We start from the raw sequence: 16,272 nt of genomic DNA on the forward strand, positions 1-16,272 counted from the left end.
CCGTGTCCCGCGGCCGTGCCCGACGACAGACCATGGATCAACACGACGTCGACGGACCCGTCGTCGTCGACCACGAAGGGGCCGTGATGGACAACGCTGCCGAGCAGTACCGCTCGGAGATCCGGCTGTGGCTCGCCGAGAACGCGCCCGCGGACTGGCGCACGGTGGTCCCGACCCTGGACGAGGCCGCCGTCGTCGAGTACTACCAGGCTTGGGCGCGCAAGCTCCACTCGGGCGGTAACCTGGTCCCGCACTGGCCGGTCGAGTTCGCTGGCCGTGGGCTGGGCATCGCCGGGCAGGTCGTCCAGCAGCAGGAGTTCAGCCGAGCCGACGCCCCGCGCCCACGGCCGTTGGCGATCTCGCTCGGCCACGCGGCGGCGACGCTGATGGAGCACGGAGACCCCGCCCAGCAGAAGCTGATCGACCACATCCTCGACGGCGGGATCTTCTGCCAGGGCTTCTCCGAGCCGGAGGCGGGTTCGGATCTCGCGTCGCTGCGCACGCGGGCGGTCCGCCGGGGTGACAGCTACATCGTGACCGGGCAGAAGACCTGGTCGAGCTTCGGACGCTACGCGTCCTGGTGCCTGCTGCTCGCGCGCACCGACTCCGAGGCGCCCAAGCACAAGGGGATCACGTTCTTCCTGGTGGACATGAAGTCCCCGGGGCTGACCGTACGTCCGATCAAGCAACCGACCGGCTCCGCGGAGTTCGCCGAGATCTTCTTCGACGAGGTCGAGGTGCCCGCCGCGATGCGGATCGGCGAGGAAGGGCAGGGCTGGCGGATCGCGCAGACCACCCTGACGAGCGAGCGCGCCGTCCAGCTCCTGGAGATGAGCGCCTCGCTGCGGTCGTCCTTCGACCGGCTGGTGGCGGCCGCGTCGGTGCCGTCCGCGCCGGGTGCCCTGCCGCCCGTGGAGGATCCGGCCTACCGGCAGCGGTTCGCCGACGTCGCCCTCGAGATCGAGGTTCTGGCCGCGCTGAGTGCGCAGTCCCTGTCCCGGGTGATGAGCTACGAGGACCTCGGACCGCTGTCGTCGCTGGTCAAGATCGCGATGAGCAGGGCCGTCCAGAACTTCAGCGGCCTGGCGACCGAGCTCGGCGGTATCGAGGCGCTGGCGGACCTGGGGCAGCCCCGGGAGATGGGTTACCTGTCGGGCCACCACTACGCCGACCACGTTCGTTCGTGGGCCTTGACGATCTCCGCGGGCACCAACGAGATCCAGCGCAACATCATCGCCGAGCGTGTCCTCGGCCTGCCGAGGGAGCCGCGTCCGTGACGTCTCAGACCATCTCCGACAGGGACGCCCTCGGCCAGACCGCCGCGCGCATCGTGGCCGAGCACGGCTCGATGGAGCGGATCGACGACGTCACGACCGACGACCTGGGTTACGACGCCGGTCTCTGGACGAGGTTCGTCGATCTCGGCATCCCCGCACTCCTCGTGCCGGAGGAGGACGGTGGCCTCGGCCAGACCCTCGCCGAGGTGGCGACCATCGCGGCCGAACTCGGTCGCGCGACCGTGCCAGGTCCCTTCCTGAGCAGTGCCGTCACCGCCACCGCCGCCCTGGCGGCCCTGGCGGCATCCCCGCAGCGGTCGGCCCTGCTGGAGTCCCTCACCGAGGGTGGGCAGATCGCAGCCTGGATCGACTCGCCTGCGGTCGCGCTCTCTCACGGGGACGACGGCGGTCTCCTCCTGAAGGGGGAGGCGCCGAGCGTGCTCGGTGCCGATGCGGCTGATGTGCTCGTCGTACACGCGGGTGGGTACGTGCTGGAGGTTCCGGCCGCGGTCACCGAGCGGACGACCACGCGGCTGTCCGACCAGACGCGGCGCGTCGCCGCCGTCCGCTTCGACGGGGTGTCGGTGCCCGCCGAGGCGGTCCTGGGCGACGGCGCGTCAGCGGACACCGCGTCGAGAGCCGCCCGTCTCGCGTCCGCGCTCGCCCTCGCGGCGGACGCCGTGGGCGGGGCGGAGCAGGCACTGGCGCTGACGACCGAGTATACGAAGTCGCGCGAGCAGTTCGGTCGCACGATCGGTTCGTTCCAGGCGATCAAGCACCGGCTGGCCGACATGTTCGTCCAGGTGCAGTCCGCCAAGGCCATCACCGCCGAGGCCGCGGAGGGCTGGTCGCGGAGGGCCCTGTCCGACCCGGACCCGGATCTGGAGATCCTCACCGTCGCCGCGGCGACCTTCGCCACGTCCGCCTACGTGACGGTGGCCGGGGAGGCGATCCAGCTGCACGGAGGGATCGGGTTCACCTGGGAGCACCCGTGCCACCGCTTCTTCAAGCGCGCCTGGTTGGACAGGGCCCTGTGGGGGGGACACACCGCATCCCGCGCGTCCTTCAGCGACCTCGTCATCGCTCGTGCGCGGGCCGGCGCGGACGCTCCCTAGCCGCACCGGAAGCGCTGATCTCTCACGCGCTCGTGAACCGCGTATGGGGATTGAGGCTATTCTTTGACGATGGCCGATCCAGCTGCCGCAGCGGTACCCTTCGCGCCCACCAATGACGGGCGCAAGCTCGCGGCTCAGGTAGCGGAGTTGCTCGAGGACGAGATCATGGAGGCCGGCTGGCCGGTCGGACATGTGATGGGATCGGAGACCGACCTGATCGCACGGCTCGGAGTGAGCCGTGCGGTCTTCCGGGAGGCCATCCGTGTGCTCGAGCACCACGACGTGGCCTACATGCGGCGCGGCCCGGGGGGCGGGCTCGTCGTCAACGCGCCGGACTCCGCGGCCGCGGTGCGTGCCTGCGCGCTGAACCTCGGCTACCACGAGGCGACGTGGGAGCAGGTGTTCGAGGCCCGCAGCGCGCTCGAGCTGCGCTGCGTCGAGATCGCCACGCAGCAGATCGACGAGGATGGCATCGCCAAGCTTCGTGCCGCACTCGTCGCGGAGGAGCAGGCACAGGAGGCAGGCGAAGTCGGCACGAGCGACCTCCACCTGATCCTCGCCGAGATCTCGGGCAACCCCGCGTTCATGCTGTTCGTCGACGTGCTGACCAAGCTGAGCAGGGGCGGGGGCTCGCCCGAACGGACGCCCGCGGCCGCGCGCGACGTCCGCGAGGCCCACGACAAGATCGCCGACGCGGTCATTGGGGGGGACGTGGCGCTCGCCAGACATCGCATGCAGGTCCATCTCAGGGCCATGGGCCCGTGGCTCGCCCCGGACGGGGTGCGGATCGGCAGGCGCTGGGCGTAGTCGGTCCCCGGCAGGCCGGTCGTGCACGCGTGCCTCGGAGAGGCAGCCGGTGGTCGTCGTGGTCTGCGGGCCGGCCGTCGCCCTGACGGACCGTCCGGCCTCACGACGTCGGCCCCGGACCGCGGTCCGGGGCCGACGTCGTGGGAGCGGACGACGCTGACGGTGTCAGCCGACCCGTCGGAAGAGGGCCGCGAGGGCCTGACCGCCGCCGATGCACATCGTGACGATGCCGAGCTCGCCGTCCGTGCGCACGAGGTGCTTGGCCACCCGGACGGACAGGATCGCACCGGTGGCCCCGACCGGGTGGCCGAGCGCGATGGCCCCGCCGTACGGGTTGGTGCGCTCCGGGTCCAGGCCCGCATCGCGGATCACGGCGACCGCCTGGGAGGCGAACGCCTCGTTGAGCTCGACCACGTCGATGTCCGACGGGGTGGTGCCGGTCTGGTCGAACAGCTTGGCCAGGGCGAACATGGGAGCGTAGCCCATCAGCTCCGGTTCGTTGGCCGCGGTGGCCACGGCCTCCAGGGTGACGAGCCCGGTGAGCCCGCGTTCGCGGACCGCCGACTCGGTGGCCAGCACGACCGCCGCACCGCCGTCGTTGATCCCCGAGGCGTTCCCGGCGGTCACGGTGCCGCCCTCGGCGAACGCGGGCCGCAGCCCGGCGAGCTTCTCGAGCGTGGTGTCCGGCTTGGGGTGCTCGTCGGTCGTCACCGTCACCGAGCGGCGGCCCCCCGTCTCCACCGGGGCGATCTCCTCGGCGAAGGCCGCCGCCGCGGCCTCGGAGGCCGCACGCTGCTGGGAGAGTAGGGCGAACTCGTCCTGCTCGGCGCGCGAGACCCCGTACTTGGTGGCCACGTTCTCGGCGGTGACGCCCATGTGGATGTCGTGGAAGGGGTCCGTGAGCATGAGCACGGTGCCGTCGTAGAGCGTGCGGTCACCGAGCCGGTAGCCCGAGCGCGCTCCGAAGTCGTAGAACGGCATCCGCGTCATCGACTCGTCGCCACCGGCCACGGTGATCGACGCCCCGCCCCAACGCATCTGCATCGCCGCCGACCAGATCGCCTGCAGCCCGGATCCGCAGAGCCGGTTCACAGTGTAGGCGGGGATGGTGCGGGGCAGGTCGGCGGCCGCGGCGACGCGGCGGGCGTTGTAGGCGTCCGGCCCGACCTGGCCGATGCAGCCCATCACCACCTCCTCCACGTCCTCGGCCGCGACACCCGCGCGGTCGAGCGCCGACCTCACCGCGACCGCGCCGAGTTCGTGGGCCGGGACGTTCGCGAAGGCGCCGCCGAAGCTGCCGACGGGCGTCCGGGCGCCGTCGACGATGACGATCCGCTCAGCAGACACGCGGTGTCCTTTCTGGAGAAGGAGGGGTTCTCAGTCAGGCGAAGAGGTCTGCGGCCGCGGCGTCGAGGGACTCGAGGTCCCACGCCCTGCCCCCCGCCGAGATGGTGCCTGCGGCCCGCCAGGGCTCGTAACGGGTCACGGTGTCGCCGTAGACGTGGAACACCGAGCCGGACGGCGCCGAGCAGGTCGGGTCGGCGAGCCAGCCGACGAACGGGGCGACGTTCGCGGGGTCGTACTGGTCGAAACCGTCGACCTCCTTGCCCACCACGGCGGCGGCGGCGGGCGAGGCCATGGTCAGCCGGGTCCGGGCGCCGGGGGCGATGGCGTAGGCGCGCACCTTGTAGCGCTCGTTGAGCTCCAGGTGCGACAGCCGGGCCATCGACGCGATGGCGGCCTTCGCGCTCGCGTAGTTGAACTGGCCCACACTGCCGAGCAGGCCGTTGCTCGACGAGGTGTGGATCAGGGTGCGGTCCCGTTCCTCCGCCTTCGCCGAGCGCCAGTAGGCGGCGGCGTGGCGGGTCATGCAGAAGTGTCCTCTCAGGTGCACGCGGATCACCGCGTCCCACTCCTCGTCGCTCATCTTGACGAGCATGCGGTCGCGCAGGATCCCCGCGTTGTTGACCAGGACGTCAAGCCCCCCGAAGGCCTCGATGGCCGTCGCCACGGCGCGTTCGGAGCCCGCCCAGTCGGAGACGTCGTCATGGTTGGCGACCGCCCGTCCGCCGCGCTCCACGATCTCACCCGCGAGCTTCTCGGCGAGGCTCGCGTCCGATCCCTCTCCATGGAGCCCGCCGCCCACGTCGTTGATCACCACGGCGGCGCCCTGGGCAGCCAGGTACTTGGCGTACTCCGCACCGATCCCTCGGCCCGCACCCGTGATCAATGCGACCCGTCCCTCGAGTCTGGTCATCTCGACACCTCGTCTTCTGTGCTGGTCTCGTCAACGTCTTGCCCTCGCAGCCGGGTGCCGGCGGTACCCCGTGGGCGGTTCACAGCAGCTCGAGGGATGTCGCGAGCATTCGTTCCGCCGATGCCTCGCGCCCCGTCCTGCGCGGATCGTCCGGTGCGAACCGCTTGCCGATGTGTCGGGACATCGCCGCCATCTTGTAGAGCGCGGCCGCCAGGAACCACGACAGCTCCGCGGTGGCGTCCGGACGGGTCGAGCGTTCCTCGTAGCGGGCGGTCAGCTCCGCCGCCGACGGCATGCCCACCGGCTCGCGGTCGGCTCCGGGGTGGACCTCGGGCATGGCGGTGAGCAGCAGCCAGGCGAGGTCGACCCGGGGATCGCCGAGCGCCCAGATCTCCCAGTCCAGGACCGACGTCAGGATCTCGCCGACGAACAGGCAGTTGCCCAGCCGGAAGTCCCCGTGCACGAGCGTAGGCGCGACGGAGACGGGCAGGGAGTCCTGCAGGGCGGTGAGGACCTTCGACGCGGCGTCCGAACCGCCCGCCGCGGTCAGCGTCCGCTCCCACCGGGCCAGCTCGTCCGCGGGACTGACGACGGTCTCGCCCACCGCGACCGTGGCCGGGTCGACCGCGTGCAGGCCGGCGAGCGTCGTGGCCGCCGCGAGCGCGCGGGCGCGGACGACCTCCGGCGCCGGGAGCTCGCCGCTGGTGCCGAAGATGGGCTCGACCGACGACCCGGCGACGAGGTCCATGAGGAACAGCGGGGGCACCTCCGGTGGTGCGCCCGCGTCCGTCAGCAGGACGGTGGGGACGGGGACGATGCCGTCCCGGTCCAAGGCCGCCAGTATGCGGGCTTGGCGGAGCACGTCCCGGTTCGCGGTCGGCGGCAGCCCGGGCGGGGCCAGCTTGACGACGACGTCCTGGTCCGTCTCGTCGTCGCGGCGGAGTGTGGCCCGGTAGGTGACGCTGGACCGCCCGCCCTCCAGGACGGCCAGGTCCAGGACCTCGACAGGCCATTGGAGGAGCGAGGTGAGCCTCGCGCGCAGCTCCTCGGGATCCAGGTCGCGACGGGGCGTCGGCTGCTTGTCACTCACGGTGCTCTCCAGACCGTCATGGTCTTCACCCACAGACTGCTCGACTCATTTGAGGACACTTTAATTGCGGGGTGGGGTGGTTGGCTAGGGGCCACAGGCGGTCGGCCGCGACGCCGTCCGTCTACCTGCTCTCGCCGAGGTTCAGGGTCGGCGACCTCGTCGAGTGCTCGACCACGATGTCGATGTTGCCGAGCCGGTCGACGGTCGGGTGAGTCGGAGTGCGACGGCCGGGCCGGTGCCCCGCTCTCGTCGGACATCAGGACCGTTCTGCCGGCGAACGCCGTCGTCGATCAACTTCCACCAGGGAGGGGTGGTGCTTTAGGGTGTACTGAACCGCGAACGGCAGTCCGATGAAGGATACCGTGAACGTGTCGGTGGGGAACAGGCAATCGAGCAGGTCGGAGGGCGACGTGAACCACGACGTGGTGGTGGAGCGCAAGGAGGCCGTCGCGTGGGTGCGGGTCGACGGAGCGCACGGCAACGCGCTGACCCCGCAGCTGGTGCGGTCGGTCGCACGGGCTTTCGACGAGGCCGAGGCTGATCCGGGTGTGGCCGCGATCGCGCTGACCAGCTCGGCCCGCAACTTCTGCACGGGGGCCGAGCTCTCGCTGCTGAAGCGGGTGGCGGACGACCCCCTCGCGGACGACAACTTCGACGACCTGGGCTCGATCTACGACCTGTTCTGCCGCATCCAGGACTCGCCGCTGCCCACGGTGGCGGGGGTGGGCGGCAAGGTGCTCGGCGCGGGCATCAACCTGGCCCTCTGCTGTGACGTCCGGATCGTCGCCGACGACGTGTTGATCCGCGGCTTCGGCGCCTCCGGCGTGCATCCGGGTGGTGGGCACCTGCGCATGCTCGAGCGCGCCCTCGGCGCCCAACGGGCCGCCCAGCTGGGCCTCTTCGGTGCGGTGTACGACGCAGCCGAGGCTGTGAGCTCGGGGTTCGCCCTGCGTGCGGTGCCGCGTGCGGAGCTCGAGTCCGCCACGCTCGAGGTCGCTCAGGGTGCGGGTGGCGACCCCGCGCTGAGTCGCCGTGTCACGGCCAGCCTGCGGGCGAGCCGAGGCGATGTGGTGACGCCGCGGGCAGCGGTCACCATCGAGCGTGCCGCCCAGATCTGGAGCCTGGGTCGTCGCACCTACCCGTGACCCGCTCGAGCGGCACGGGACGACATGGCACTCCGCGCCCGGGACGACCACGGCGGGGTCGGTGCGGGCAACCGCGGCGCTGAGCGGCCACGCCTGCGCACGGCCCGAGACGGGCGCGGGTGAGCGGAAGGGACTGTGACTGTGCCTGCAGCGACTGTGCCGGCTCCGCGCGACGAGGACGGCATGCGCGTCGAGGAGTTCCAGCTCCACGTCGAGGACTCCGTCCTCCGCCCGCAGTGACAGCCCCTCGGCAACACTCATGTCCGCCGGTGGCCACTTCGGAGTCGCGCAGGAGCCGACCGCGCTCTGTCACGAGCTCCGTGAGTTCTTCCGACCACTGTCGTGGGCGGAGACCGAATGACCGTCGTACGACGAAGGGAGACTCCGTGTCGGAGTTGGAGGGCCGTTCCGCCATCATCACCGGAGGTGCGCGGGGGATAGGCCTGGGCATCGCCCGAGCATTCGTGAAAGAGGGCGTCGGCCTGGTCCTCACGGACCTCTCGGCCGAGTCGCTCGCCGTGGCTGCGGCCACTCTGGCGGAGGTCCGCGCGGACGTCCCGGTCGTCACGACGGTGGCGGACGGCAAGGACCCCGACGCGGCGCCCCGCGTGGTCGCCGAGGCCGTGCAGCGGTTCGGTCGGATCGACGTCCTGGTCAACAACGCCCAGCAGTTCCCGAAGGCCGCGCCCATCGAGTCGATCCGGTGGGAGGACATGGCCGCCTCCTACGACTCCGGGGTCTTCGCCACGTGGCGATACATGGCCGCCGCGTTCGAGTATCTGAAGGCCACCCAGGGGACCGTCCTCAACATGGGCTCGGGTGCAGGGGTGAACGCCCAGCCGGAGCACGGCGCCTACGCCTCGAACAAGGAGGCGATCCGAGGGCTCAGCCGCGTCGCGGCGCGGGACTGGGGTCGGTACGGGATCACGGTGAACGTTCTCAACCCCCGTGCGCACTCGGCCGAGTCGAAGAGGCTTCTGGAGGAGCAGCCGGAGCAGATCGCGGCCGTGCTGGCGAAGTCCGCGCTCGGTCGGTTCGGTGATCCTGAGCTCAACGTCGGCGGGCTCTGCGTCTTCCTCGCCAAGTCGGAGGGCAAGTTCATGACCGGTTCCACCTTCGACGTCAACGGTGGCGGGTCCATCCGTCCGTGAGGGCGGCGATCGGCTGTAGAGACACCTGAATGTTCCTCTCGTGCAGCCGATCGGGGGTATGAGGGCCCGGAGAGGCAAGAAGAGGATCCTCAGTCGATTCTTGATCGTTGACGGTCATTGCAGACGTGACGTAGTCTCGACGAGCCGGGCCGGGGACGTCGAGCGTTCCGAACCGAGTCGGCGCGAGCGCTCCGGTGAGGCTTCTGGACCCGGAGCAGGGCAGTCGACCGGCGGCCGGTAATCGCCATCTTCCTAGTGAAATGGAGGAAACGTGTCAGAGGAGACCGTTTCGCGCGACCACGTGGTCGCCGTCGTGCAGGCGTTCATCGATGGTATGGGGTCGGGCAACTGGGAGCAGCCCGAGAAGGTGTTGGCCGCCGTCGCGGACGACGCCTCCTGGTGGATCGCCGGTGGTCCGCCGCTGGGCGGCACGTTCACCAAGCAGGACATCATGGAGCGCTACCGACCGCTGTCGGAGCGCTTCGACGGCGGCCTCGACCTGACTCCGCGTTACTGGACCGTCGAGGGCAACCGGGCTGCGGTGGAGTTCGACGGCAAGATGAAGTTCGTCGACGGTTCCGGCTACGGGAACAAGTACAACTTCGTCTTCACGGTCACCGGTGACCAGATCAGCGAGATCCGTGAGTACTGGGACACCGGCGCCGGCCCCAAGAAGTAGTCACCGTCTGCGGCTACCGACCGTAGGAGTACTCGGTAGCCGCATTGGGGTGGACGCACGCCCCCTGACGCACTCGTCCGCCGCACCGTCTGGTGTGTTCCGGACGAGCGGTCGGGGGGCGGCGTCGTCTTCCGACCCGTTCGACCTCGGTGCGCAACCCAGGAGGAGCGCTCGATGCGGCCAGCATCGCGGATCTCCCGGGTCTGATCCGGTCGACACGAGCTCATTGATCTTCGTAGCCTCGGATGAGTGGGCCGGGATACTGCCGTGGATTCGACGGCTCCGACCTGTTCCTGTCAGAGAATTCGCCTCGATGACGTTCGACGGACCCTCGCCCTCATGCCCGTCACGCTGCCGCTGTCAGTGACCGGTCGCCTACGCCTGGCCCGTTTCGTCGTCGACGACGGATGGCCGCTGCGCAGCGCTGTGGACCGCTTCGATATCTCGGTGACCGCGGCCAAGCGATGGGCGACCGCTACCGGCTCCACGGCCCGGCCGGGCTGGTCGACTGGTCCTCCCGCCCCCGGCAGCGCCCGTGCCGAACTCCGACCCGGGTCGAGCGACGCACCGTCAAGACCGAGCCGCCGCAGCTGGGGCCCACCCGGATCACGAGCCTGCTGCGGCAAGCCGTTCCATCGTGTACACGGTCCTGCGCCGGTACCGGATCCCGCGGCCGGCCGAGCTCGACCGCGCCACCGGAACCATGATCCGCAACACGGTCCGTGCCGGCGCGCTGGATGGAGTGGTGACCGCGAGCGCCTGTGTCGGCAAGGTTGTTTGCGATTGCTCAATAAGGTCACTGAAAGGTCTTGCGGTGGCGCGGCCGGACAGGCGGGGCGGTCACTCGCTCCTTGCCGTGACGGCGTCCGTACGCGCGCCGGGGCGTCGAAGGCTGAGCGGTCGCCGGGGTCGTGTCTGATCGGCACCTTCCTGCGGGCATCGCGCCGCGGGGGCGGGGAACGGCGGCCTTTCGCGATGTCGGATCCGGAGGTGCGGGTCTGCAAAAGGCCTGTGGCGTAGCGCACTAGATGGGTATACTCTGCTGCACCGTCGGGTGGATCGACGCGGAGCCCAGGCGTCTCGTGCGCCTCGTCCGTCTCGCCGACCCGTCCTTGCAGGCTCGAGCGTCCCGGGTCCGAAGGACTCACAACGATGTGGACAGGTGAACGTGATCGGCTTATCGAAGACACGAACCGCGGTGCGCGCGTTCGTGCTGGCGGCCGTCGTGGCGCTGGCGGCCGCCGGCTGCGGCACAGGGACCCAGCAGCAGTCCACGGGAGACTGGCGGACTGACGCCGACCGGGGGGCCATCCTGCGAGCCGGCGCCCGATTGACGCCCGCGTGGGTCAGCAAGACCTTTGATCCGCTGAAGTCCATCGGAGGGTCGGACATCGTCCTGGATCGCCTGATCTACGGGACGCTCACCGGGAAGAACGCCGCCGGCCAGCCGACCCCGTGGCTCGTCGAGTCCTGGAGCCAGCCGGAACCGACGGTGCTGGACCTGAAGGTCCGGCAGGGCGTGACCTTCCACGACGGGTCGCCGTTCACAGCGGAGGCCGTGAAGGCCGGGCTCGACCGCAACCGGAGCGCGGGGTCGCCGTACGCGGCCTCGCTGGCCGCGATCTCGTCCATCGAGCTCCCGGACGCGAACACGGTGCGCCTCGTGACGTCCCGACCGGCGTCGGGCGCGTTGCTGTTGACCCTGTCCGGTCGCGAGGGCCTGATCCCGGGCCCGGCGAGCCTGGCCGACCCGGACTCGATGGCGACGAACCCGATCGGTGCCGGACCCTTCCAGATCCTGGAGTGGCGTCAGGGCGAGTCGATGAAGCTGCGCGCCTACCCGGGCTACTACGACAAGGACCAGTACCTCGTCGCCGGCATCGATTTCGTCAACGTCAACGACGAGGTGTCGGCGCGCAACGCGGTGCTCGCGGGCGACATCGACGTCGGCTTCGTCGACGCCGAGGGCGTCCCGGCGTTGACGGCGAATCCCGGCACGGCCGTCGCGGTGAACCAGAGTGACGCCGCGTACTACGTCAACATCAACCTCACCACGCAGAACCCGCCGCTGGCCGACGTTCGCGTCCGCCAGGCGATCAACACCGCAGTGAACCGTGACCAGATCGCCTCGGCCGTGATCGGAGCCGGCTCCGCGCCGGCCTGGCAGCTCTTCCCCCAGGGCTACCCCGGTCATGACCCTGCGCTGGAGAAGCGGTACGCCTACGACCCGGCGAGGGCGCGGCAGATGCTCGCGGACGCCGGTTACCCCAACGGCTTCGACATGAAGCTCTACGCCGTCTCCACGACACCGTCCATCACCCGCACGACGGAGATCGTCGCGGCGAACCTGAACGACGTCGGGATCCGCACCCAGATCGTCGCCGGGACCAGCTGGGTCCAGGACTACGCGATCGATAGGAAGGGCGACGCCGCGGTCGGCACCTGGCTGCCCCGCACGGACCCCACGCTGACCTTCCAGAGCCTGTTCGGTGGGGTCGGGACGCTGAACGTCGGCAAGTACTCCAGCCCCGAGCTGAACGGGATCGTCGACCAGGCTCAGGGGGTCACCGACTCCGCGGCGGCGGACACGCTGCTCAAGCAGGCGTCCGGCTACGTCGTCGACCAGGCGCTGGAGGTCCCGATCGCCTACATGCCGTCGCTGTGGGGCTACTCGCAGAAGATCGGCCTGCGCGACGGGACCCTGCGCGACCACGGAAACCTGGGTCAGGGCCTCGACTTCACCTCGGTGTACGTGAAGCGATGAGCCCCATGACCATGAGTACCGGAAACCGGAAGGGGGGCGAGCGGACGTGCCCGTACAGTTCATCCTCCGAAGGTTGATCAGCGTCATTCCCGTGTTGTTCATCGTCTCCATCGGTGTCTTCAGCCTGACCTACCTGATCCCGGGCGACGCCGCCGTGACCCTTGCGGGGGACACAGCCACCCCGGAGCGGATCGAGCAGATCCGGCAGGAGCTGGGGCTCGACCGACCGATGCTCGTGCAGTACTTCTCCTGGCTGGGGGGTGTGCTGCAGGGCAACCTCGGTACCTCGATCTACGCGAACCAGTCGGTCGGCGACGAGCTGCTCCGACGGTTCCCGGTCACCTTCAGCCTCGCCGTCGGCGCCATGCTGTTCACCCTGATCTTCGGTATCGCGGCCGGTGTCCTGGCCGCGCGCAAGCCGAACAGCTGGGTGGACCGCCTGGTGCAGGCGGGCTCCAGCGTGGGCATCGCGATGCCCAGCTTCTGGATCGCGTTGATCCTCGTGCTGATCTTCGCGGTGAACCTGGGCTGGCTGCCCGCCGTCGGTTACGTCGCCCCCACCGTCTCCTTCGTGGGCTGGCTGAAGAGCATCATCCTGCCGTCGATCGCGCTGGGTGTGGGCGGCGCGTCGGTCGTCGCGAGACAGCTCCGCGGCTCGCTCATGGACGTGCTGACCCTGGACTACGTCCGCACCGCAAAGGCGCGGGGCATCTCGCCCCGGGCCATCGTCCTCAAGCACGCGCTGAAGAACGCGATGGTCCCGGTGCTGACCGTGCTCGGCGTCCAGGCCGCGTACCTGCTCGGCGGCACGGTGATCGTCGAGCAGATCTTCGGCATCCCGGGAGTGGGCAAGTACGTCTACGACTCGCTGTTCACCCTCGACCTGCCGGTGGTCCAGGGATCGGTCATCTTCATCGCGCTGCTGGTCATCCTGGTCAACCTCCTGGTCGACATCTCCTACGGTCTGGTCAACCCGAAAGCGAGGCAGACGTGACCGCCACGCTGAGCCCTCCCACCATCGAGAGCCCGGCCCCCCGGCGTCGGGGGTCCGGACGGCTGCTGCGCCGGTTCGCCCGCAACAAGTGGGGTGGCGTCGCCGCGGTCTACCTCGTGCTGCTCGTCCTGGTGGCGATCTTCGCCCCGCTCGTCGCACCCATGGACCCGCTGGCCCAGGACCTCAACGCGGTGAACCAGCCGCCGTCGGCCGCCCACTGGCTGGGTGCGGACGACGTGGGTCGGGACATCCTGAGCCGGATCATCTACGGCAGCCGGGTCTCGTTGATCGCGGGTGTGTCCTCGGTCCTGTTGTCCCTGCTCGTCGCGCTGCCGATCGGGCTGGTCGCCGGCTACGTCGGTGGGCTCGTCGACACCGTCGTGATGCGTCTCGGCGACGCGCTGCAGACGCTGCCCGCGCTCGTGCTGGCGCTGACCCTGAGCGCGGTGCTCGGGCCGGGCCTGCGGAACGCGACGATCGCGCTGGCCATCGTCTTCCTCCCGACGTTCCTCAGGCTGGTGCGCGGGCAGGTGATCGCGATCCGCAAGGAGACCTACATCGAGGCCTCCCAGTCCATCGGGACGCCCGGTCTGACGATCATGCGCAAGCGCATCCTGCCGAACATCGCCTCGCCGCTCATCGTCCAGTGCGCGGTGTCGATGGCCTTCGCCCTGCTCGCCGAGGCGGCCCTGTCCTTCCTCGGGCTCGGGGTCCAGCCGCCCGAGCCGAGCTGGGGCCGGATGCTCGCCACGAGCTACACCTACGTCTACTCCGCAGGCTGGCAGGTGTTCATGCCCGGAATCGCGATCGTGGTCACCGTGCTGGCCGTCACCCTGTTCGCCGACGCCCTACGGGACTCGCTGGGACGGGAGATCCGACGCGCATGAGCCGCCACACCATTGCGAACGACACCCGCGCGAACGACACGGCCGACGACGAAATCGTGTTGTCCGTCCGCAACCTCAGCGTCGAGTTCGCCACCGGCAACGGCTACACCCGCGTGGTCGACGACGTCAGCTTCAGCCTGCGGCCCCGCGAAACCATGGGCATCGTGGGTGAGTCCGGCTCCGGCAAGAGCGTGACGTCGATGTCCATCATGCGGCTGATCCCGACGCCACCGGGACGCATCGCGAACGGCGAGATCGTGTTCGCGGGCCAGGATCTCCTCCAGCTCTCCGAGCTCGAGATGCGCAGGATCCGGGGCGACCGCATCTCGATGATCTTCCAGGAGCCGCTGACGGCGTTGAACCCGGCGTACACCATCGGCAACCAGCTGGTCGAGGCCATCCGGACCCACCGCGAGATCACCCGGAAGCAGGCCACCGAGCGCGCCGCCGAGCTGCTCGACCTGGTGGGCATCCCCAGCCCGCGCCAACGCCTCCTCGACTACCCGCACCAGTTCTCCGGCGGCATGCTGCAGCGTGCGATGATCGCAGGCGCCCTGGCCTGCGACCCCGAGCTGCTGATCGCGGACGAGCCGACCACCGCGCTGGACGTGACCATCCAGGCACAGATCCTGGAGCTGCTCCGGCGCGTGCAGGAGGAGTTCGGCATGTCCATGCTGTTCATCTCGCACGACCTCGGCGTGATCGCGGACGTCTGCGACCGCGTCGGGGTGATGTACGCGGGGCAGCTGGTGGAGTCCTCGGACGTGTTCGAGCTCTTCGCCCGTCCGTTCCACCCCTACACCGAGGGGCTGCTGCGGGCGATGCCCCAGCACACGGCGGGCTCCGAGGAGCTGGTGCCGATCCCCGGCACCACGCCCGACCTCGCGAGCGTCGAGGCGCAGTGCCGCTTCGAGCCGCGGTGCCGACACGCCGTGGCCGGCTGCGGCGAGACCGTGGTCCCGCTGGAGACCGTGGGAGCACGCGAGGTGCGCTGCCTGCGTGCCCATCACCTCGAGCTGGAGGGAGCCTCGTGACCGAGCCGACATCGGACACGCTGCTGGAGGTCTCCGGGCTGACCAAGCACTTCCCGGTCCGCGGTGGGGTCCTGCAGCGGACCAAGGCCCGCGTTCGCGCGGTGGACGGCCTCGACTTCACCGTGCGGAGGGGGGAGACCCTCGGCCTGGTGGGAGAGAGCGGGTCGGGCAAGTCCACGACCGGGCGTCTGGTGCTCCGGCTGATCGAGCCGACGGCGGGCCGGGTGGTCTTCGACGGGGTGGACGTGCTGAAACTGGGCCGCGGCGCCATGCGGGACATGCGCTCCCGCATGCAGATGATCTTCCAGGACCCCTACTCGTCCCTCGACCCGCAGGCGACCGTGGCCGACAGCATCGGCGAACCGCTGTCGGTGCACGAGGGCCTGCGCGGCGCCAAACGGGACGGGCGGGTGGTGGAGCTGCTGGAGCGCGTCGGGCTGAAGCCGCAGCATCTGCACCGGTACCCGTATGAATTCTCGGGCGGCCAGCGCCAGCGGATCTGCATCGCCCGCGCGCTGGCCCTCAAGCCGGACTTGCTGGTCTGCGACGAGCCGGTGAGCGCGCTGGACGTGTCGATCCAGGCGCAGGTGATCAACCTGCTCAAGAGCATCCAGCGCGACACCGGGATCTCGCTGCTGTTCATCTCGCACGACCTCAGCGTGGTGCGTCACGTCAGCGACCGCATCGCCGTCATGTATCTGGGGCGCATCGTCGAGATCGGGGACTCGGAGCAGATCTACACCCAGCCCCGCCACCCCTACACCGAGACGCTGCTCTCGGCGATCCCGGTGCCCAACCCGGTGACCCAGCGCAGGCGCGAGCGGATCCTGCTGCGTGGTGAGCCGCCGAGCCCGCTCGACCCGCCATCGGGATGCCGGTTCCACACCCGCTGCCAGTACGCCATGGACGTCTGCGCCGTCGAGGAGCCGGTGCTCGCACCGGCCGGGCGGGGCTCGTCGGCATGCCATCTGCACGACTACGGGCCGGGTCTCGGCGGCGGGACCGTGCTCGACCTGGAGCCGACACACCGCCCGGTACCGGCTTGAACAGCCCGCGACCGAACGACGACATC

General features: G+C 70.0%; 14 protein-coding genes. 11 read left to right on the forward strand and 3 right to left on the reverse strand.

What is annotated here, in order from left to right:
* Window positions 1-32: 32 nt before the first annotated feature.
* From PKE99_RS08460 to PKE99_RS08470, 3 genes are all read left to right on the forward strand, one after another.
* Window positions 33-1,277, forward strand: a complete 1,245-nt coding sequence (locus PKE99_RS08460) for an acyl-CoA dehydrogenase family protein (RefSeq protein ID WP_051736799.1) — start codon at window positions 33-35, stop codon at window positions 1,275-1,277.
* Window positions 1,274-2,392, forward strand: a complete 1,119-nt coding sequence (locus PKE99_RS08465; protein WP_051736800.1) for an acyl-CoA dehydrogenase family protein — start codon at window positions 1,274-1,276, stop codon at window positions 2,390-2,392. Before PKE99_RS08460 ends, PKE99_RS08465 begins: the two co-directional genes overlap by 4 nt.
* Before the next feature lie 69 nt (window positions 2,393-2,461).
* A complete protein-coding gene (locus tag PKE99_RS08470; RefSeq protein WP_063739647.1) occupies window positions 2,462-3,199 on the forward strand; it encodes a FadR/GntR family transcriptional regulator in 738 nt (245 codons plus the stop codon).
* Between the two features lie 165 nt (window positions 3,200-3,364).
* Here the strand turns inward: PKE99_RS08470 and PKE99_RS08475 are convergent, their stop codons facing one another.
* The 3 genes from PKE99_RS08475 to PKE99_RS08485 all read right to left on the reverse strand — a co-directional run bounded on the left by PKE99_RS08475 (window position 3,365) and on the right by PKE99_RS08485 (window position 6,546).
* Window positions 3,365-4,546, reverse strand: coding sequence for a thiolase family protein (locus PKE99_RS08475; protein ID WP_037040999.1), 1,182 nt, complete (start codon window positions 4,544-4,546; stop codon window positions 3,365-3,367).
* Window positions 4,547-4,580: 34 nt separating this feature from the next.
* Entirely contained in the window at window positions 4,581-5,456 is an 876-nt protein-coding gene (locus tag PKE99_RS08480) for an SDR family NAD(P)-dependent oxidoreductase (RefSeq protein WP_037041001.1), read from the reverse strand.
* Window positions 5,457-5,535: 79 nt separating this feature from the next.
* Window positions 5,536-6,546, reverse strand: a complete 1,011-nt coding sequence (locus PKE99_RS08485; protein WP_051736802.1) for a phosphotransferase family protein — start codon at window positions 6,544-6,546, stop codon at window positions 5,536-5,538.
* Window positions 6,547-6,956: 410 nt separating this feature from the next.
* Here PKE99_RS08485 and PKE99_RS08490 point away from each other — a divergent pair, with 410 nt between their 5' ends.
* From PKE99_RS08490 to PKE99_RS08525, 8 genes are all read left to right on the forward strand, one after another.
* On the forward strand, window positions 6,957-7,691 hold the full coding sequence (locus PKE99_RS08490) for an enoyl-CoA hydratase/isomerase family protein (protein WP_037041004.1): 735 nt from the start codon (window positions 6,957-6,959) through the stop codon (window positions 7,689-7,691).
* A 386-nt stretch (window positions 7,692-8,077) separates the two neighbouring features.
* The gene (locus tag PKE99_RS08495) at window positions 8,078-8,842 is read left to right on the forward strand and encodes an SDR family NAD(P)-dependent oxidoreductase (protein WP_037041007.1); all 765 of its coding nucleotides are present in this window, start codon (window positions 8,078-8,080) and stop codon (window positions 8,840-8,842) included.
* A gap of 271 nt (window positions 8,843-9,113) precedes the next feature.
* Window positions 9,114-9,521, forward strand: a complete 408-nt coding sequence (locus PKE99_RS08500) for a nuclear transport factor 2 family protein (RefSeq protein ID WP_156067155.1) — start codon at window positions 9,114-9,116, stop codon at window positions 9,519-9,521.
* Between the two features lie 1,162 nt (window positions 9,522-10,683).
* A complete protein-coding gene (locus tag PKE99_RS08505; RefSeq protein ID WP_197040467.1) occupies window positions 10,684-12,285 on the forward strand; it encodes an ABC transporter substrate-binding protein in 1,602 nt (533 codons plus the stop codon).
* 46 nt (window positions 12,286-12,331) lie between these two features.
* Window positions 12,332-13,279 carry an ABC transporter permease gene (locus tag PKE99_RS08510; protein WP_037041014.1) on the forward strand — a complete coding sequence of 316 codons (948 nt, stop codon included), beginning with the start codon at window positions 12,332-12,334 and terminating at the stop codon, window positions 13,277-13,279.
* Window positions 13,276-14,166, forward strand: coding sequence for an ABC transporter permease (locus PKE99_RS08515; RefSeq protein ID WP_037041016.1), 891 nt, complete (start codon window positions 13,276-13,278; stop codon window positions 14,164-14,166). Before PKE99_RS08510 ends, PKE99_RS08515 begins: the two co-directional genes overlap by 4 nt.
* Window positions 14,163-15,200: an ABC transporter ATP-binding protein gene (locus PKE99_RS08520; RefSeq protein ID WP_051736806.1), complete on the forward strand. Its 1,038-nt coding sequence runs from the start codon at window positions 14,163-14,165 to the stop codon at window positions 15,198-15,200. Before PKE99_RS08515 ends, PKE99_RS08520 begins: the two co-directional genes overlap by 4 nt.
* Window positions 15,197-16,246, forward strand: coding sequence for an ABC transporter ATP-binding protein (locus PKE99_RS08525; protein ID WP_063739648.1), 1,050 nt, complete (start codon window positions 15,197-15,199; stop codon window positions 16,244-16,246). Before PKE99_RS08520 ends, PKE99_RS08525 begins: the two co-directional genes overlap by 4 nt.
* Window positions 16,247-16,272: the final 26 nt, after the last annotated feature.

This window comes from Pseudonocardia halophobica (assembly GCF_027922425.1).
Taxonomy (GTDB): domain Bacteria; phylum Actinomycetota; class Actinomycetes; order Mycobacteriales; family Pseudonocardiaceae; genus Pseudonocardia; species Pseudonocardia halophobica.